The 17474-nt window shown below is 69.3% G+C and carries 17 protein-coding genes; 7 read left to right on the forward strand and 10 right to left on the reverse strand.

The features are described from left to right. Positions 1-27: 27 nt before the first annotated feature. The gene (locus tag B842_RS11040; protein ID WP_052437898.1) at positions 28-798 is read left to right on the forward strand and encodes an LmeA family phospholipid-binding protein; all 771 of its coding nucleotides are present in this window, start codon (positions 28-30) and stop codon (positions 796-798) included. On the opposite strand, the gene B842_RS11045 is transcribed toward B842_RS11040, so the two are convergent. Further along, positions 795-1832 carry a diacylglycerol/lipid kinase family protein gene (locus B842_RS11045; protein WP_040086694.1) on the reverse strand — a complete coding sequence of 346 codons (1038 nt, stop codon included), beginning with the start codon at positions 1830-1832 and terminating at the stop codon, positions 795-797. The genes B842_RS11040 and B842_RS11045 overlap by 4 nt on opposite strands. A 40-nt stretch (positions 1833-1872) precedes the next feature. Here B842_RS11045 and B842_RS11050 point away from each other — a divergent pair, with 40 nt between their 5' ends. Then, the gene (locus tag B842_RS11050; RefSeq protein ID WP_040086696.1) at positions 1873-2604 is read left to right on the forward strand and encodes a heme-binding beta-barrel domain-containing protein; all 732 of its coding nucleotides are present in this window, start codon (positions 1873-1875) and stop codon (positions 2602-2604) included. A 3-nt stretch (positions 2605-2607) separates the two neighbouring features. Here the strand turns inward: B842_RS11050 and B842_RS11055 are convergent, their stop codons facing one another. Next, entirely contained in the window at positions 2608-3531 is a 924-nt protein-coding gene (locus B842_RS11055; protein WP_040086698.1) for an aminodeoxychorismate lyase, read from the reverse strand. Between the two features lie 42 nt (positions 3532-3573). Between B842_RS11055 and ygfZ the strand changes: the two genes are divergently transcribed. Continuing rightward, on the forward strand, positions 3574-4656 hold the full coding sequence (ygfZ, locus tag B842_RS11060; RefSeq protein ID WP_040086700.1) for a CAF17-like 4Fe-4S cluster assembly/insertion protein YgfZ: 1083 nt from the start codon (positions 3574-3576) through the stop codon (positions 4654-4656). Positions 4657-4883: 227 nt separating this feature from the next. Continuing rightward, on the forward strand, positions 4884-5114 hold the full coding sequence (locus tag B842_RS11065; protein WP_040086702.1) for a DUF3073 domain-containing protein: 231 nt from the start codon (positions 4884-4886) through the stop codon (positions 5112-5114). A gap of 103 nt (positions 5115-5217) precedes the next feature. Here B842_RS11065 and purM read toward each other — a convergent pair whose 3' ends face one another. The 3 genes from purM to B842_RS11080 are packed head-to-tail and all read right to left on the reverse strand — an operon-like array spanning position 5218 to position 8209. Next, positions 5218-6282, reverse strand: coding sequence for a phosphoribosylformylglycinamidine cyclo-ligase (gene purM / locus B842_RS11070; RefSeq protein ID WP_040086703.1), 1065 nt, complete (start codon positions 6280-6282; stop codon positions 5218-5220). A 26-nt stretch (positions 6283-6308) separates the two neighbouring features. Next, complete coding sequence (purF, locus tag B842_RS11075; protein ID WP_082028519.1) at positions 6309-7832, reverse strand: amidophosphoribosyltransferase; 1524 nt, start codon at positions 7830-7832, stop codon at positions 6309-6311. Between the two features lie 26 nt (positions 7833-7858). Then, positions 7859-8209: a sterol carrier family protein gene (locus B842_RS11080; protein ID WP_040086707.1), complete on the reverse strand. Its 351-nt coding sequence runs from the start codon at positions 8207-8209 to the stop codon at positions 7859-7861. 62 nt (positions 8210-8271) lie between these two features. Between B842_RS11080 and B842_RS11085 the strand changes: the two genes are divergently transcribed. Beyond that, positions 8272-9264, forward strand: coding sequence for an acyl-CoA thioesterase (locus tag B842_RS11085; protein WP_040086709.1), 993 nt, complete (start codon positions 8272-8274; stop codon positions 9262-9264). 77 nt (positions 9265-9341) lie between these two features. Here B842_RS11085 and B842_RS11090 read toward each other — a convergent pair whose 3' ends face one another. After that, positions 9342-10022, reverse strand: coding sequence for a LysE family translocator (locus tag B842_RS11090; protein WP_040086710.1), 681 nt, complete (start codon positions 10020-10022; stop codon positions 9342-9344). A 96-nt stretch (positions 10023-10118) separates the two neighbouring features. Here B842_RS11090 and B842_RS11095 point away from each other — a divergent pair, with 96 nt between their 5' ends. Then, positions 10119-10571, forward strand: a complete 453-nt coding sequence (locus B842_RS11095; protein ID WP_040086711.1) for an Lrp/AsnC family transcriptional regulator — start codon at positions 10119-10121, stop codon at positions 10569-10571. Here B842_RS11095 and trhA read toward each other — a convergent pair. The 4 genes from trhA to purS all read right to left on the reverse strand — a co-directional run bounded on the left by trhA (position 10568) and on the right by purS (position 14592). Continuing rightward, a complete protein-coding gene (trhA, locus tag B842_RS11100; protein WP_040086712.1) occupies positions 10568-11254 on the reverse strand; it encodes a PAQR family membrane homeostasis protein TrhA in 687 nt (228 codons plus the stop codon). The two genes, B842_RS11095 and trhA, sit on opposite strands and share 4 nt — an antisense overlap. A gap of 133 nt (positions 11255-11387) precedes the next feature. Further along, positions 11388-13664 (reverse strand): phosphoribosylformylglycinamidine synthase subunit PurL, encoded by a 2277-nt coding sequence (purL, locus tag B842_RS11105; protein ID WP_040086713.1) that lies wholly within the window; start codon positions 13662-13664, stop codon positions 11388-11390. Between the two features lie 14 nt (positions 13665-13678). After that, on the reverse strand, positions 13679-14350 hold the full coding sequence (gene purQ, locus B842_RS11110; protein WP_040086715.1) for a phosphoribosylformylglycinamidine synthase subunit PurQ: 672 nt from the start codon (positions 14348-14350) through the stop codon (positions 13679-13681). After that, complete coding sequence (gene purS, locus B842_RS11115; protein ID WP_040086716.1) at positions 14347-14592, reverse strand: phosphoribosylformylglycinamidine synthase subunit PurS; 246 nt, start codon at positions 14590-14592, stop codon at positions 14347-14349. Before purS ends, purQ begins: the two co-directional genes overlap by 4 nt. Positions 14593-14838: 246 nt before the next feature. Here purS and B842_RS11120 point away from each other — a divergent pair, with 246 nt between their 5' ends. After that, positions 14839-17430 carry an ExeM/NucH family extracellular endonuclease gene (locus B842_RS11120; protein WP_052437899.1) on the forward strand — a complete coding sequence of 864 codons (2592 nt, stop codon included), beginning with the start codon at positions 14839-14841 and terminating at the stop codon, positions 17428-17430. Positions 17431-17474 lie beyond the last annotated feature (44 nt).

Raw genomic sequence — 17474 nt, forward strand, 5'->3', positions numbered from 1 at the left:
CAGCGTAACGCTGGTACATATATAGAGGTGTACGTTCCCCGTCTCCTGGTCATCGCCGTCACCACGGTCGCAGTGCTGCTGGGCGCCGGCTGGCTGGTCGACAGCCTCGCCGCCGCCCGCTTCGAGCGCACGATCTCGCAGAAGGTCGAGGAGGCCGCGCGTCTCGACGTCAGCCCGCGGGTCAACGTCGGCGGCTTCCCCTTCCTCGCCTCGCTGGTCACCGGCGAACTCCCCTCCGTGGACGTGCACGCGCTCGACGTGGACGTCGCGGAGCTGGGAATGGTCAACGCCACGACCCGCATCAGTGAGGTCGCGGTCACCCGGGAACAGATCCTCAACGGTGACCTCACCGGTTCCGCCGCCCGCTCCTACAGCCGGACCATCCGGCTCGACGGGGTGGCGCTGGGGCGGCTCCTCGACATGACGGACCTGGACATCTCCAACCCCTACGACATCTCCCCCGCTGGCGGGAACGCCGCCGAAGCGCAGCTCACGGGCACGCCCTTCAACAAGCGGGAGCCCTCCACCGTGGTGGTGGACCTGCGCCTGGTGGGCAACGAGTTCCACATGACTCCCCGCGAGCTTGTCGACGCCCCCGCCGACCAGACCCCCGCCGAGGCCCGGGAGATCCTCGACGCCTTCACCCTGACGCTCGACACCCGGAGGCTGCCGCTCGCGGGCCGCGCCAGCACCGTCAACATGTCCGGCGGCTCCGTCTTCTTCGAGGCCCAGCGCTTCAACGTGCCGGTCCGCATGTCGGCGCTGTCCCCCATCGAGGTGGCCACCCCGGAGGACTAGTGCACGCGGAACACGTCGCGGACCACCTGCCGCCACGTGCGTGAGGTCACCGGGTAGGCCCGCCGTGGCGCGAACACCTCGATCGCGTCCCGCCGGCTGCCCAGCTCCGCCCGCGCGAACTCCCCCTCGTACTCGCCGTCCGCCTGGAAACGCTGCGGCGCGGGGCACTCGAGGACGACGTCCGCGGCGTCGTCGAACTGCACGGTCCGTCCCCGGATCCAGTCCTCGAAGAAGCTGCGGTGCCCGAAGCCGACGAGGTGCAGCATGCTCGCCACGCCCCGCGCCCCCTGCAGGCTGGTCAGCCCGAACAGCCCCAGCCCCTGGTCGAAGGAGTTGCGCGGGTTGGTCACCACCGGCAGCGGGCCGAGGAAGGTCCACGGGTTGGTGTTGGAGGCCACGAAGAGGGGGACGCCGCGCAGGTCGAGGGTGCGGCCGTCGTCGGCACGCGCGCGGACGTCGATATGCGGGGGTCGGCGCTGGGCACGCGTCCACACGAGCAGGCAGACAGCGAGGTAGCGCAACGGGGTCGCGGCGAAGCCGAGGGTGCGGGCCTCATCGACGCGGGCGACGACGTCGGCGTCCATCCCGAAGCCCGCGTTGACTGCGAACCAGCGGTCGTTCCACGTGCCCAGGCAGATGGTGCGGCGCAGGTCCGCGCGGATGAGCCGGGCCAGCATCCGCGCCGCATCCACCGGCCCCGGCGGGAAGCCGAGCGCCCGGGCGAAGACGTTCGCCGAGCCGGTCGGGATGACGGCCAGGGCCGGCAGTTCCCGGGGGTCGGGATGCCCCTCCCCCACCTTCCCGAGCAGCCCGTTGAGTGCCTCGTTGACCGTGCCGTCCCCGCCGACGACGAGCACCACGTCCCAGTCGCGCCTGGTCAGGCCGCGGCAGATCTCCTCCGCATGGCCGGGGTGGTGGGTGAAACGTCCCGTGAGACGAAGCCCTTCGACGGTGCGCAGCAGCGGGATGATCCGGCGGAACAGGTCGGCGCTCTGACTGGTCGAGTAGGGGTTGGCGATCATGAGGACGCGCATGATGAATCAGCCTAGCCCGCCGGATACTAGGCTGTAGCGCATGACTGATCAGCCGATGAACACCCCGTCCGATACCCCTGGCGATGCTGCCGCCGCAGCCGGTACCACCGGCGCTTCCGGCACTGCCGGCCCTGCCGGCCACCCCGAGCAGCAGGGCCTCAGCGGCAGCGATGCCGTGAACCTGGCCGCCGAGCAGTCGAAGAACACCGCCCACCGCAACATCCCGCCGCTGGATCTCGGCGAGCTGCCGATCCCCGACGACACCGCCAACCTCCGCCACGGCCCCAACATCCACGACGGCCTGCTGGCGCTGCTGCCGCTCGTCGGCGTGTGGCGCGGCGAGGGCCAGGCCGACATGCCGGGCGAGGGCCAGTACGCCTTCGGCCAGCAGCTGATCTTCGCCCACGACGGCGAGAACTACCTCACCTACGAGTCGCGCATCTGGAAGCTGGACTCCGAGGGCAACCCGGTCGGCCCGGACCACCGTGAGTCCGGTTTCTGGCGTATCTCCCTGCAGGACGAGATCGAGTTCGTGTGCACCCACTCCACGGGTGTCGCCGAGATCTTCTACGGGGAGCCGATCAACGAGCGTGCCTGGCAGGTCGAGACCGCCTCCACCATGGTCACCTCGAGCTGCTCCGCCACCCTCGGCGCCGGCAAGCGCCTCTACGGCCTCCTGCCGAACAACGATCTCGGCTGGGTCGATGAGCGCCTCATCGACGGCGAGATGCACCCGCGCATGTCCGCGCAGCTCACGCGCGTCGCGGGCTAGTTCCTACTCCGCGCCCAGCGCGGCGTTGATGAGCTCCCGCACCTCGTCCTCGTTGGCGGGTGCCGGGAGCACCCGGCCGTCCAGCTCCGTGACACGGACGGCCACCCGGACGGAGGAGACGAGCCAGACGGACTCGGCGTCGAGAAGGCTCTCGACGGTCATGTCCTTCTCCTTGCAGCGCCAGCCCTGCTCCTCGGCGTACTCGAAGAGTGCGGCCTGCGTGGTGCCGGGGAGGATGTCGCCGCCGGGCGTCGGGGTGCGCAGCTTGCGGCCCGGACGTGCGACGATGACCGTGGACGTCGCCCCCTCGAGCACGCGGCCGGTCGCGGGGTCGACGTAGATGACGTCGTCGAGGCCCTGTGAACACGCGTAACGCAGTGCCGCCATGTTCGCGGCGTAGTTGAGGGTCTTCGCGCCGACGGTCAGCCACGGGGCCGGCTCCGGGGTACCTCCCTCGGTGGCCTCCTCGACGCCGGGCAGGGAGGTGTCGATGGTGAAGCCGCGGGGGCTGGTCATCACCTTGACGCCCTTTTTCCGCTGCTTCAGCACCGTCTCCCCGAGCGGGGTGATGGTCAGCCAGGCGCTCGGGTGGCCGGTGGACTCGCGGCCGCGGGTGTAGGTCCAGACGCACTTCGCGTCGGCGTCGGTACGCTGCGACCACTCCTCCACCGCCTGCCGGGTGGCGTCGATCCAGTCCGCGACGTTGGGTTCCGGCAGTTCCATGAGGCGTGCCGAGGACTGGAAGCGGTCGAGGTGACGCTGCAGGTTGGCGGGGTGTCCGTCGCGGATGAGGAGCGTCTCGAAGACACCGTCGCCGCGGGTGACGGCGGCGTCGTCCCAGTAGATGTGCGGGAGTGCCGCGTTGTGGCGGCGGATGGAGCCGCCGTAGGGCTCGACGATGTAGATCAGCGGTGTGGAGGAGTCCATATCCTTGCATTATGCCCCGTCACGCGGACTACCATCGGGTGTGTGACATCGACTACGTACCGTTCCCCCCTGCTCGACCTCCCCGGTGCCGCCCCGCTGCAGGACACCGAGGCCCTCATCGACGCCACCGGTGTCGCCTGGCACTACGGCGATCCGCTCGGGGAGCAACGCCGCGCGCACTCCGGGGTGGTGGTCGTCGACCGCTCGCACCGCCGCGTCGTGCAGGTGACCGGGCCGGACACCGAGGAGTTCCTCAACAACCTGCTCTCGCAGAAGTTCCTCGACACCGCCGAGGGCTTCGGCGCGAGCGCCCTCGACCTGGACATGCAGGGGCGTGTCCTCCACCACGCGGACGTCGTCCGCACCGCCGAGGGCGTGCTTCTCGACGTCCCGTCCGCCCAGCTCGAGTCCTTCCTGTCATTCCTGCAGAAGATGGTCTTCTGGTCGCAGGTGGAGGTCGCGGAGGCGGAGCTGGCGGTGCTCACCCTGCTGGGTGCGTCCGGCGACGTGGCGTTGCCGGCCGCCGTGGTGGCCTCCCGCCAGGTCGATTGGTCAGCTGTTGAACGCCGTGACCTGCTGGTTCCCCGCTCCGAGCTGAAGGCCGTGGTCGCCGAGCTCAGGGCCGCGGGCGTGGAGCCGGCCGGTCTCATGGCCTTCACCGCGGAGCGCGTGCGGGCCCTCGAGCCGGAGCGCGCCGCCGACCTGGACGAGAAGTCCATCCCCCATGAGGTGCCCTCCTTCATCGGCCGCGGCGACCGCGCCGGCGCCGTGCACCTGGAGAAGGGCTGCTACCGCGGGCAGGAGACGGTCGCGCGCGTCGAGAACCTCGGCCGCTCCCCCCGCGTCCTGGTCATGCTCCAGCTCGACGGTTCGGCGCCGGAGAACCCCACCCCGGGTTCCGACATCGCCGGTCCCGCCGGTGGTCGTGCCCTCGGACGCATCGGGACCGTCGTCGACGACTGTGATTTCGGCCCCATCGCCCTGGCCCTCATCAAGCGCAGCGCGCTGACCGGGCAGGAGCTCTGTGTCGGGGACGTCGCCGTCATGGTGGACCCCGCCTCCCTGCCGGAGGAGCAGGGGGAGCAGGCCGGGCGGGCGGCGGTGAACCGTCTCCGGGGGCGGTGAACGGCCTCTTCGCCACATTCGCAGCCGTACCCCCGGCCACCCCCGGATTCGTCACAGTGATCTTGCATTTTTCTCTATTTATGACCTGTTTCCCGTGCTCAGCGACACGGTGAGGCATTTTCCGGCCATACGCGCTATTGTGTTCTTCAGGAATACACACAGACGTAAAGCCGATGGGGCATCCGAATTCCCTGGATAGCCCTCACATACCTCAAGGGGGTCAGGCCATGGGACGCGGTCGCGCAAAGGCAAAGCAGACCAAGGTTGCACGCCAGCTCAAGTACAACACGCCCGAAATGGATCTGGACTCACTCCAGCGCGAACTTGCTTCGCAGAGTCCTCGCCGTTCCTACGATGACACTGGAGTAGATGACGACTACGACGACCAGTACGCGGACTACGCGGACTGGTCCGATGAGGACGAGGACCCGCAGAGCGAGTCCTACTCCGGCCGCTAGTCCTGACGGCCGGGCGGCACTCTCCCGCCCCTCATGAACACCGACGGCGCGGCGCCTTCCCCTCACGGGGCGGGCGCCGCGCCGTTTGTGCTGTTCAGACGGCTCAGTAGCCGGGGTGCTCGCCGTTGAGCACGGCGCGCTTCTCCTCGCCCTCGGCTGCGGTGCGGACGGTGCCGAGCTCCCATGCGTCGATGTGACGGGCGGTGAGCATGGCGAGTGCGCGGTCGCGGTCCTCCGGGGACACGATGGCGACCATGCCGACACCCATGTTGAAGGTCTTCTCCATCTCCTCGCGCGAGACCTTGCCCAGGTCGGCGATGGTGCGGAAGATCTGGCCCGGGGTCCAGGTGGCGCGGTTCATCTCGGCGACGAGGCCCTCGGGGATGATGCGCTCCATGTTGCCGGCCAGGCCACCGCCGGTGACGTGGCAGAAGGTGCGGACGGTGCACTCGGCGGCCAGCGCCAGGCAGTCCTTGGCGTAGATGCGGGTCGGCTCGAGCAGCTCCTCGCCGAGGGTGCGGCCGAGCTCCTCCATGTAGCCGTCGAGCGGCAGGCCGGCCTTCTCCAGGAGGACGTGACGGGCCAGGGAGTAGCCGTTGGAGTGCAGGCCGGAGGAGGCCATGCCGATGATGACGTCACCGGAACGCACCAGGTGGGGGCCGAGCAGCTCATCGGCCTCGACGACGCCGACCGCGGTGGCGGAGACGTCGTAGTGGCCGGGCTCCATCACGCCGGGGTGCTCGGCGGTCTCGCCGCCGAGGAGGGCGCAGCCGGCCTGGACGCAGCCCTCGGCGATGCCGGCGACGATCTGCGCGACGTGCTCGGGGACGACCTTGCCCACGGCGATGTAGTCCTGCAGGAACAGCGGCTCGGCGCCGCAGACGACGAGGTCGTCGACGCACATGGCGACGAGGTCGATGCCGATGGTGTCGTGCTTGTCCATGGCCTGGGCGACGGCGAGCTTGGTGCCCACGCCGTCGGAGCCGGCGGCCAGGAGCGGCTCCTTGTACTTGCCGAGTGCGAAGAGACCGGCGAAGCCGCCGAGTCCGCCGCGGACCTCCGGCCGGGTGGCGCGCTTGGCCAGCGGGGCGAAGAGCTCCACGGCGCGGTCACCGGCTTCGATGTCGACTCCGGCGGCGGCGTAGGAGGCACCCTGGTTGTCGGTCATGGGTTCTTCTTTCTGTGTAAGGAGTTCTAGAGGCTCTGCATCCGGGCGACGAGGTCCGCGTTGGCGTTGCCCGAGGGCAGGCCGAGCGGGTACTTCCCGTCGAAGCAGGCGACGCAGAGCTGGTCACGGGACTGCTCGGTGGCCTCGACCATCTCGTCGATGGTGACGAAGCCGAGGGAGTCCGCGCCGATGGCGCTGCGGATCGACTCGGTCAGCGCGGCGGTGCCGTTGGGGGCGTCGCCGGCGATCGCGTTCGCGATGAGCTCACCGGGGCTGGCGAAGTCGATGCCGTAGAAGCACGGCCACTTCACCGGCGGGGAGGCGATCCGGACGTGTACCTCCGCCGCCCCGGCCTCGCGCAGCATGCGGATGAGCGCGCGCTGCGTGTTGCCGCGGACGATCGAGTCGTCGACCACGATGAGCCGCTTGCCGGCGATGACCTGCTTGAGCGGATTCAGCTTGAGGCGGATGCCCAGCTGGCGCAGCGTCTGCGAGGGCTGGATGAAGGTGCGCCCGACGTAGGCGTTCTTCACCAGGCCCTGGCCGAAGGGGATGCCGGACTCGCGGGCGTAGCCCACGGCGGCCGGGGTGCCGGAGTCCGGCACCGGGATGACCAGGTCACCCTCGGCGGGATGCTCACGGGCCAGGCGGCGCCCGATCTCGATGCGGGTCGCGTTGACCGGGCGGTTGCGGATCACGGTGTCCGGGCGCGCCAGGTAGACGTACTCGAAGATGCAGCCCTTGTGCTGGGTCTCCGCGAAACGCTCGGTGCGCACGCCACCGGCGTCGATGGCGACGAGCTCACCGGGCTCGATCTCGCGGACGAAGGCGGCGCCGACGATGTCGAGGGCACACGTCTCGGAGGCGACGACCCAGCCGCGCTCGAGGCGACCGAGGACGAGGGGGCGCACGCCGTGCGGGTCGCGGGCAGCGTAGAGGGTGCGACCGTCGGTGAAGGTCAGGCAGTAGGCGCCCTTGATCCGCGGGAGGAGCTCGCGGGCGGACTCGAACACGGTCCGGCCGTCGCGGACGGAGTCGGCCAGCAGCGCCGTGATGACGGCGGTGTCAGAGGTGGCCGCCTCGCCGTCGCCGGCGAACTCGCCGAGGCCACGCTCGACAGCCTCCTGGCGCAGCTCCACCGGATTGACCAGGTTGCCGTTGTGCCCGAGGGCGACGTCGGTGCCGTCGGGGGAGGTACGGAACATCGGCTGGACGTTCTCCCACTTCTTGCCACCGGCGGTGGAGTAGCGGGTGTGTCCGAGGGCGATGTCACCGTGCAGGGAGCTGAGGATCGACTCGTCGAAGACCTGGGAGACGAGTCCCATGTCCTTGAACACGACGATCCTCTCGCCGTCACCGACGGCGATGCCCGCGGCCTCCTGGCCGCGGTGCTGCAGGGCGAAGAGCCCGAAATAGGTCAGCTTGGCGACTTCCTCGCCTGGAGCCCACACACCGAAGACGCCGCACTCCTCGCGCGGCTCGGTCTCGCCGCGGTCATCGAGCGGGGCAAGAGGGGCAGAATCGGTCCGGGAACGGTCCTTAATTACCACGCCCACCACTGTAGTCCGTCACAGCGTCACAGACTAATGACCGGCAGAAGCTCCCCCACCTCAGCGACCCGCGGGCCGGAGGCGTCGACGAGGCCGCGGGCGAGGGCGTCGTCGACAAGCAGTGTCCCGGTGGCCAGCCGGAGCCAGGTGAGGGGATCCGTCTCGAAGACGTTGGGCGGGGTGCCGCGCGTGTGCGCGGGACCGGCGATGCACTGCACCGCCACGAACGGCGGGACACGGACCTCCACGGCCTTCCCGGGCGCCTTCTCCGCCAGGGCGCGGGCGGTCTGTCGGACGGCATCGGCGAGCACCGCACGCGGGGGCTTCTCGACGCCCTCCGGGTCGCGGACCCACTCCAGAACTTCGCAAGGCAGCATAGACCGAGTCTAGTAAGGTAACGCTGAACCCCTGAAAGTTCGCCTAGAGAAAGCTTGTCCGCATGTCGAACAACCACAAGTCCCCCAAGGTCACCCTCCGATTCCTCGCCGCCCCCACCGATGTCCTCATGGCCGGCAACCAGGGAGTCAGCGGTGGACGTGTCCTGGAGTGGATCGACAAGGCGGCCTACGCCTGCGCGGTCCAGTGGTCGGGAACCTACTGCGTCACCGCCTACGTCGGCCACATCCACTTCAACCGCCCCATCCCCTCCGGGCACATGGTCGAGGTCCGCTCCCGCATCGCGATGACCGGCCGCTCCTCCATGCACATCGTCAACGAGGTGTTCTCCGCGGACCCGCGTGAGGGTGTGTTCACCCGCGCCTGCGACTGCCTGGTCATCTTCGTGGCCAAGGACACCGCCACCGGCAAGACCCAGGCCGTGCCGGAGTTCGTCCCGGCGAACGACGAGGAGCGCCGCGTCCTCGACGCCGCCCTGTCCCGCATCGACCTGCGCAAGGCCATCGAGACCGAGATGAGCCAGCAGACCTACGACGGCCCCTCCGAGGCCCCGCGCCTCATCCACCGTTTCCTGGCCAAGCCGACCGACATCAACTGGGGCGGCAAGGTCCACGGCGGCACCGCCATGGAGTGGATCGACGAGGCCGGCGCGGCCTGCACCATGGAGTGGTCCGGGGAGCACACCGTCGCGGTCTACGCCGGCGGCATCCGCTTCTACCGCCCCATCGCCATCGGCGACCTCATCGAGGTCGACGCCCGCATGATGCGCACCGACTCCCGTTCCATGCAGATGTCCGTGCACGTGCGCTCCGGCAACCCGCGCGGGGGCCGCGAGAACCTGCAGACCGCCATCCACGCCACCGTCACCTACCTGGCGACGGACGCCGACGGCAACGCCCTGCCCGCCCGCCAGTTCGTCCCCCGTACCACCGAGGACGTCCGCCTCTCCGAGCACGCCCGGAAGCTGCGCGAGCTGCGTGCCGAGTACGCGCCGATGCCGCTGGTGTCGCCGTCGACGCCGGCGCACGTGGAGTAGGAGGGTATCCGAGCAGGGGCATTCATCGGGAGGCGCGGAACTCGCACCCGATGAATGCCCCTACTCAACTACCCCCATCAGAGGAGGTGCTGCGCGAGCATCCCTGCCGCGACACACATCATCGCCCCGCCGGCCACGCCGGTGAGGATCCGGGAGGCCCGCTCCGAGCCCGCCAGCACCCGCCCGGCGAAAACGCCGAGCAGCGCGTAGAACACGGTCGCCGAGGCGATGAACACCAGTCCGAGGACGAACATCTGCGTCCACACCGGCCACGTCGCCTCCGCGCCCACGAACTGGGGCAGCAGCGCGATGAACAGCATGAGCCCCTTGGGGTTGAGGCCACTCACCGCGGCCCCGGTGACCACCGCGTGCTTCTCGACGCCCACCTGCGGGCGCGTCAGCGTCGCCACTCCCCCGCCGGCCGGCCCCTCCGGGACAGCCGGGTCCGCGGTGTCCACCTCCACCGTGACGGGCCCGGCCAGCGCCGCGCGCATCATCTGCCAGCCGAGACGCAGGAGCACCAGGACACCGGCGACGGTGACGAGCGTGAGCAGCGCGGGGTGACGGGCCACGAGCGCCCCGAGGCCGCCGGCCACCACGGTGGTCAGGCCGAGGTAGCCCAGGCCGATGCCGAGAAGGGGCGGGGCGAGGGGGCGGCGTCGGAAAGCGTGCCCGAGCACGAACGCCCAGTCGGGGCCCGGGGTGACGATCAGCAGGAGGCTGACCGCCCAGAAGCTCAGGAGGTCCGTGATGTCCATGCCCGGTATCGTGCCCGCCCGGCGCCGCGGCCGATACTCCTGAACTTTTCATTCACCGGGGGACGCCGGGACTGCACGTGTGACAGAATCCGGCGTATGGACGACATTGACCGCATGATTCTGTCACTGATCCAGAACAATGCACGCATCACCGCCGCAGAACTGGCGCATCATACGGGGGCGTCGTCAAGCACCTGCCTGCGGCGGCTGCGGGCGCTGGAGAACGGGGGCGTGATCACCGGCTTCCACACGCGCCTCGACCCGGCGGCGGTGGGCTACGGCATCCAGGTGATCGCCTTCATCACCCTCGAGCGGGAGGACCGCGCCACCGTCGCCACCCTGGAGGACGGCCTGGCCGCGCTCCCCCAGATCCTGTCCGCGGAACGGCTGTTCGGCGACCCGGACTTCCTGGTGCGCGTCGTCGCCCGCGACCTGGCCGACTACCAGCGCATCCGCGATGAGCACCTCAGCGAGCTGCCGGGCGTCGCCAGGATCACGTCGACCCTGGTGATGCGGGAGATCGTCCGGGACGGGCCGATCCCGCTCTAGGCGCCGACGACCACCATCCACACCGCCACCTGGTGCACCGCGGCGGCGATGATCGTCGCGATGTGGAAGTGCTCGTGGTAGCCCAGCACGCGCGCCTCCCGGCCGGGCCAGCGCAGGCCGTACATGAGGGCCCCGAGCGAGTAGACCACGCCGCCGGCCGCCAGCAGCCACACGACGGTCGGCCCCGCCCCCGCCCACAGCTGGGGGATGAGCGGCACGATCAGCCAGCCGAGGACCAGGTACACCGTGACCGCCAGCCACCGCGGGTGCGTGATCCACAGGAGGTTGAGCGCGACCCCCGCCAGCGCCCCCGCCCAGGCTATGCCCAGCATCCAGGCGGCCTGCCCGGGCAGCAGCACGATGAGACACAGCGGCGTGTAGGTGGCGGCGATGAACAGGGCGATGGTGGCGTGGTCGGCGCGTCGCCACCACTGCACCGTCCGGGCGCTGCGCCAGTAGCCCAGGTGATAGGCGGCGGACACCCCGAAGAGCACGACCACCCCCACCGCGTAGAGGGTGACCCCGAGCGCCTGCCACCAAGGCACCGTCATCCAGGCGAAGGTGGACAGGACGGAACCGGCCACCACCGAGGCGACGGCCGCGAAGAAGTGGAACCAGCCACGGGTGACGGGCCGGGGACCGCGGTTGAGCACCGATCTGCTCAGGGTGATGGTGTCGGACATGCGACGGAGACCTCCTACGCAACCGTAAATTACGGCCACGTAGGCCACGGTACACCCGCCTGACCTCACACACCAGAGCCTCAGGAAACAACGATGCCCCGTGCCGTGGCACGGGGCATCGACAGGTGCGGTGCTACTCGACGACCGCGTTGGCGCCCACTGCGTGACCGAAGAGGTTCGGCAGGGTCGCCTTCCAGGCGTCCTTCAGCTCATCCAGGTCGACGGTGACGTCGCCGAAGGTGAGCTCGCGGGCCTCGGTGGTCTCACCGATGCGCACGGCCGGCACACCGAACTCGGCGGCGCGGGCCAGGACGGCGTCGACCTTGTCCTCGGTCGTGGCGACCAGGGCGCGGGAGGCGGACTCGGAGAACAGGGCGACGAACTCGTCCTCGTGGACGCCGGACAGGTCCAGCGCCACGCCACCCGGTGCACGGAAGGCCATCTCGACGACGGCCTGTGCCAGGCCACCCTCGGAGAGGTCGTGCGAGGCGGTGACGTCGCGGTTGCCCACGAAGAAGTCCGCCAGACGCTCCTCGTTGGCCAGGTCGACCTTCGGCGGCATGCCGTTGAGGCCGCCACCGGAGATCTTCTGCCAGATGGAGCCGCCGAACTCGTCGAAGGTCTCACCCAGGAGGATGAGCACCTCCTTCTCCTCGACGGTGCCCAGGTCGTGGGCGATGGCGTCGTGGACGTCCTCGATGACGCCGAGGACACCGACGACCGGGGTCGGCAGGATCGGGGTGTCACCGGTCTGGTTGTAGAAGGAGACGTTGCCGCCGGAGACCGGGATGTTCAGCTCCTTGGCGCCGTCGGCGAGGCCGTGGACGGACTCGCGGAACTGCCACATGACGTCCGGGTTCTCCGGGGAGCCGTAGTTGAGGCAGTTGGTCACGGCCACCGGGCGGGCGCCGGTGACGGCGACGTTGCGGTAGGCCTCGGCCAGCGCCAGGCGGGTACCGGTGTTCGGGTCCAGCTTGGTGTAGCGGCCGGAGGCGTCGGCGGAGACGGCGACGCCACGGCTGGTCTCCTCGTTGATGCGCAGGACACCGGCGTCGGAGTACTTCGCCTTGACGGTGTTGCCGCGGACGTAGCGGTCGAACTGCTCGGTGATGAAGTCACGGGAGCACAGGTGCGGGGAGGAGACCATGTCCTTGAGGGCCTGTCCGAGGTCCTCCGGGCGCTCCACCGGGACGTACTGCTGCAGCTCGTCCTGCCACACGGGACGTGCGTACGGGCGCTGGTAGACCGGGCCCTCGTCGATGGTGGACGGCGGGGCGTCCATGACGACCTCACCGTTGTGGACCACGAGGAGACGGTCCGGCTCGTCGGTGACCTCACCGATCTCGGCGCAGGTGACCTCCCACTTGTCGCAGATCGCCTTGAACTTCTCGACGTTCTCCGGGGTCACGATCGCGCACATGCGCTCCTGGGACTCGGAGGCGAGGATCTCGGCGGCGGTCATGTTCTCGGCGCGCAGCGGCACGTTGTCGAGGTTGACGCGCATGCCGCCGTCACCGGCGGCGGCCAGCTCGGAGGTGGCACACGCGAGGCCGCCACCGCCGAGGTCCTGGATGCCGACGACCACGCCGGCGTCGTAAAGCTCGAGGCAGCACTCGATGAGCACCTTCTCGGCGAAGGGGTCACCGACCTGGACGGCCGGCAGCTTGCGCTCCTCGCCCTCCTCGAAGTTCGCGGAACCGAGGACGGAGACACCACCGATGCCGTCGAGGCCGGTACGGGAACCGAAGAGCATGACCTTGTTGCCGGCGCCGGAGGCGAAGGCCAGCTTGAGGTCCTCCACCTTGAGGGTGCCCACGCACAGTGCGTTGACCAGCGGGTTACCCAGGTAGGCCTCGTCGAAGATGGTCTCGCCGCCGATGTTCGGCAGGCCGAGGGAGTTGCCGTAGCCGCCGATGCCGGCGACGACGCCGGGGAGGACACGGCTGGTGTCGGCGGCGTCAGCCGGGCCGAAGCGCAGCTGGTCCATCACGGCGATGGGACGGGCGCCCATGGCCATGATGTCGCGGACGATGCCGCCGATGCCGGTGGCGGCACCCTGGTACGGCTCGACGAAGGACGGGGAGTTGTGGGACTCGACGCGGAAGGTGACGGCGTCGCCGCCTCCGATGTCGACCACGCCGGCGTTCTCGCCGATGCCGGCGAGGATCTTGGAGGCCATCTCCGGGGTGGTGGTCTCACCGAAGTAGCGCAGGTGCACCTTGGAGGACTTGTAGGAGCAGTGCTCCGACCACATGACGGAGTAGGTGGTCAGCTCAGCGTCCGTGGGACGGCGGCCGAGGATGCCCTTGATCTTCTCGTACTCGTCCTCCTTGAGGCCGAGCTCCTCCCAGGGCTGCTCGAGCTCCGGGGTCTCCAGGGCGGCGTCGACGGTGTCATTGTGAACGGTCATTTATTCAAGCCCTCCTAGGCTGCGATCGTGCCGATGGCGGACAGGAACATCCCCAGACCGTCGGTGGACGGGCCGGTGAGGACCTCGACGGCGTGCTCCGGGTGCGGCATGAGGCCCACGACGCGGCCGGTCTCGTTGGTGATGCCGGCGATCGCGTTGAGGGACCCGTTGTAGTTGTCGGTGTAGCGGAAGACCACGCGGCCCTCGCCCTCGAGCATCTCGATGGTGTCCGGGGCGGCCTGGAAGCGGCCCTCACCGTGCTTGGCGGGGACGAGGATCCTCTGGCCGGCCTCGTAGTTGGAGGTCCACGCGGTGTCCGCGTTGACGACCTCCAGGTAGGTGTCGGTGCAGTGGAAGTGCAGACCCTCGTTGCGGGTCAGGGCGCCCGGCAGCAGGCGGGCCTCGGTGAGGACCTGGAAGCCGTTGCAGATGCCCAGGACGGGCATGCCCTTGCCGGCGGCGTCGACGACGGCACGCATGACGGGGGCGATGGCGGAGATGGCTCCCGAACGCAGGTAGTCGCCGTAGGAGAAGCCACCGGGAACGACGACGGCGTCGATGCCCTTCAGGTCCTCGTCGGCGTGCCAGAGGTTGACCACCTCGGCGCCGGCGATGCGCACGGCGCGGGCCGCGTCGACGTCGTCCAGGGTGCCGGGGAAGGTGATGACTCCGATCTTGGCGGTCACTTGGCGACCTCCACGCCGACGACCTCGAAGTCCTCGATCACGGTGTTGGCGAGCAGCGTCTCAGCGAGCTTCTCGAGATCGGCGGTGGTGACGGAGTCGTCCACCTCCAGCTCGAAACGCTTGCCCTGACGTACGTCGCTGACGCCTGTGACGCCGATGCGTCCCAGTGCGCGGTGGACAGCCTGTCCCTGGGGGTCGAGGATCTCCGCCTTCGGCATGACATTCACAACAACACGGGCCACAGTTTTCCCTTATCTTCGCCGGAATTGGTCGGTCTCAGCATAGCGCGTCAACGCCCCGGTTAATACTCGGCAAACGCTCCTGCAACCGACGCCACACTCCCCCGCCGGGTGAACCCCCGATGAATTCTTGGTTCTCGGGATGCGAGTAGGTGTGATCAAGGGTTAGGTATGCGCGTGGCCGAATGTGCCCAGACACATTCGGGTCAACCGTCATTCCGCCGATTTCATTCCCAGAGGGTCACACTGATGTTCCGTCCTGCCGCAGGACTGATCGCCGCCGCCACCACCGGCCTGGCGCTCGTCCTCGTCCCTGTCACCGCCACCGCCGCCCCCGACGGCTCCAACGTCGTCATCAACGAGGTCTACGGAGGTGGCGGCAACTCCGGTTCCGTCTACTCCCACGACTTCGTCGAGCTGTACAACCCGACCGACCGCGACATCGACCTGTCCGGCTGGGCCATCGACCAGCGTTCCGCCGCCGACAACCGCGGCACCCTGCACACCATCACCGAAGGTGTCATCCCGGCCGGCGGCTACTTCCTCATCCAGGGCGCGGCCGGCAACAACGCCACCGGCGAGCTGCCCACCCCGGACTCCGTCGGCACCTTCAACTACTCGGGCACCAACGCGATCTCCGAGCTTTTCGACGCCACCGGCACCGCCGTCGACCTCGTCGGCTGGGGCTCCGCCACCCGCTTCGAGACTGCCCCGGCCCAGTCCACCACCAACGCGACCTCCACCGCGCGCATCAACGACGGCGTGGACACCGACAACAACGCCCTAGACTTCGCCCGTTCCACCCCGACCCCGCAGAACTCGGGCATGGCCGGCGAGCCGACCGACCCGACCGAGCCGGGCGAGACCGAGGACCCGACCGTGACCATCGCGGAGATCCAGGGCACCGGCGACGTCACCCCGTACGCCGGCCAGCAGGTCACCACCGAGGGTGTCGTCACCGCCGTCTACGACGAGGGCGGCCGCAACGGCATCATCATCCAGACGCCGGGGACGGGCGGCGTCGAGAAGCAGGTCGGGGACGCCTCCGACGCGATCTTCGTCTACCTGGGCTCCCGCGGCGAGTTCCCGGAGATCGGCGACTCCCTGATCGTCACCGGTCAGGCCGAGGAGTACTACAACGTCACGCAGCTCAACCGCCCGACGATCACCCTCCCGGACACCGCGTTCGCCCCGGTCGTCCCGACCGAGATCGAGCAGCTGCCCGCCGGCGATGAGGCCCGCGAGCCCTACGAGCACATGCTCGTCCTGCCGACCGGTGCGCACACCGTGACCAACAACTACTCGCTGAACACCTACGGCGAGATCGGCCTGGCCCCGGGCACCACCGCCCACCGTCAGCCCACCGACCTGTACGCCCCGGACACCGACCCGGCCTCCGCTGTGCAGCAGCTCGCCGCCGAGCAGCTCGCCGAGCTGGTGCTTCTCGACGACGGCCGCACCCGCAACTACATGACCGGCGACCAGAACACCCCGCTGCCGTACGTCGCCGTCGACGGTGCCCCGCACATGTCGATCCGCACCGGCGCGGCCGTGGACTTCCAGCACCCGGTCACCGTGGACTTCTCCCACAACTACTGGCGCTTCCAGCCGACCACCCCGATCACCGGCCACAACTCCGCCGCCGAGCTCCCCATCACCTGGGAGGACACCCGCACCGCTGAGATCGGCGCCATGGACACCGTCGCCGGTGACTACTCCATCGCGTCCTTCAACGTGCTGAACTACTTCACCTCCCTCGGCAAGGACGAGGCCGGCTGCCGCGCGTACACCGACATGTACGGCAACCCGGTCGCCACCAACTACTGCGACGTCCGCGGCGCCTACTCCGAGTCCGCGTTCCAGGACCAGCAGACCAAGATCGTCGCCGCCATCAACGCCCTCGACGTCGACGTCCTCGGCCTCGAGGAGATCGAGAACACCTACGCCCTGACCGGTGACATCGAGCGTCGCGACGAGGCGCTGTCCCTGCTGGTCGACGCCCTCAACGCCGACGCTGGCTTCGAGCGCTGGGCCTACGTCACCTCCCCGGCGCAGGTCGGTACCGACGAGGACGTCATCCGCGTCGGCTTCATCTACAACCCGGCCACCGTCGAGACCGTCGGCGAGTCCCGCATCTTCGACGACGCCCGCTTCACCGGCACCGCCCGCCAGCCGCTGGCCCAGGAGTTCCAGCCGGTCGGCGGCGGCCAGTCGTTTGTCGCCGTGGTCAACCACTTCAAGTCCAAGGGCTCCGTCGCCATGGGTGACTCCGACCAGGGCGACGGCCAGGGCAACAACGCCACCGTCCGCGCCAACCAGTCCCAGGCCCTCATCGAGCACCTCGGCGACCAGGCCGACTGGGTCGAGCTGCCGACCTTCATCCTCGGTGACATCAACGCCTACTCCCGCGAGACCGCGATCTCCGTCCTGGAGAACGCCGGCTACACCAACATCGCCGCCCAGTACGACCCGGAGCACACCACCTACCAGTTCAGCGGCCTGCTCGGTTCCCTGGACCATGCCCTGGGTAACGCCGCCGCGATGGAGCTCGTCGAGGACGCGCGCATCTGGAACATCAACGCCGATGAGCCGATCATCTACGAGTACTCCCGCCGCCTCTACAACGTGGTCGACTTCCACGAGGACAACTACTTCCGTTCCTCCGACCACGACCCGGTGAAGGTCGGCTTCCACCTGACCACCACCCAGGAGCCGGAGGAGCCGGTTGAGCCGGAGGAGCCGGTTGAGCCGGAGGAGCCGAAGCAGAACGGCCGCCCGGCCCACTCCTCCGAGAACGGTCGCCCGGCGCACTCCTCCTTCCACAACAACGGTCGCCGCTAAGCGTCTGACAGCACGAACCCCGGCTCCCTCCTCGCGAGGGGGCC

Origin of the sequence: Corynebacterium humireducens NBRC 106098 = DSM 45392, from assembly GCF_000819445.1 — a bacterium.
Taxonomy (GTDB): domain Bacteria; phylum Actinomycetota; class Actinomycetes; order Mycobacteriales; family Mycobacteriaceae; genus Corynebacterium; species Corynebacterium humireducens.

What these genes read in the sequence shown, in the direction of transcription:
- B842_RS11045 (WP_040086694.1), bottom strand. Translation starts at nt 1,832, where the DNA reads ATGCGCGTCCTCATGATCGCCAACCCCTACTCGACCAGTCAGAGCGCC.
- B842_RS11050 (WP_040086696.1), top strand. Translation starts at nt 1,873, where the DNA reads ATGACTGATCAGCCGATGAACACCCCGTCCGATACCCCTGGCGATGCT.
- B842_RS11055 (WP_040086698.1), bottom strand. Translation starts at nt 3,531, where the DNA reads ATGGACTCCTCCACACCGCTGATCTACATCGTCGAGCCCTACGGCGGC.
- B842_RS11065 (WP_040086702.1), top strand. Translation starts at nt 4,884, where the DNA reads ATGGGACGCGGTCGCGCAAAGGCAAAGCAGACCAAGGTTGCACGCCAG.
- purM (WP_040086703.1), bottom strand. Translation starts at nt 6,282, where the DNA reads ATGACCGACAACCAGGGTGCCTCCTACGCCGCCGCCGGAGTCGACATC.
- B842_RS11080 (WP_040086707.1), bottom strand. Translation starts at nt 8,209, where the DNA reads ATGCTGCCTTGCGAAGTTCTGGAGTGGGTCCGCGACCCGGAGGGCGTC.
- B842_RS11085 (WP_040086709.1), top strand. Translation starts at nt 8,272, where the DNA reads ATGTCGAACAACCACAAGTCCCCCAAGGTCACCCTCCGATTCCTCGCC.
- B842_RS11090 (WP_040086710.1), bottom strand. Translation starts at nt 10,022, where the DNA reads ATGGACATCACGGACCTCCTGAGCTTCTGGGCGGTCAGCCTCCTGCTG.
- B842_RS11095 (WP_040086711.1), top strand. Translation starts at nt 10,119, where the DNA reads ATGGACGACATTGACCGCATGATTCTGTCACTGATCCAGAACAATGCA.
- trhA (WP_040086712.1), bottom strand. Translation starts at nt 11,254, where the DNA reads ATGTCCGACACCATCACCCTGAGCAGATCGGTGCTCAACCGCGGTCCC.
- purL (WP_040086713.1), bottom strand. Translation starts at nt 13,664, where the DNA reads ATGACCGTTCACAATGACACCGTCGACGCCGCCCTGGAGACCCCGGAG.
- B842_RS11120 (WP_052437899.1), top strand. Translation starts at nt 14,839, where the DNA reads ATGTTCCGTCCTGCCGCAGGACTGATCGCCGCCGCCACCACCGGCCTG.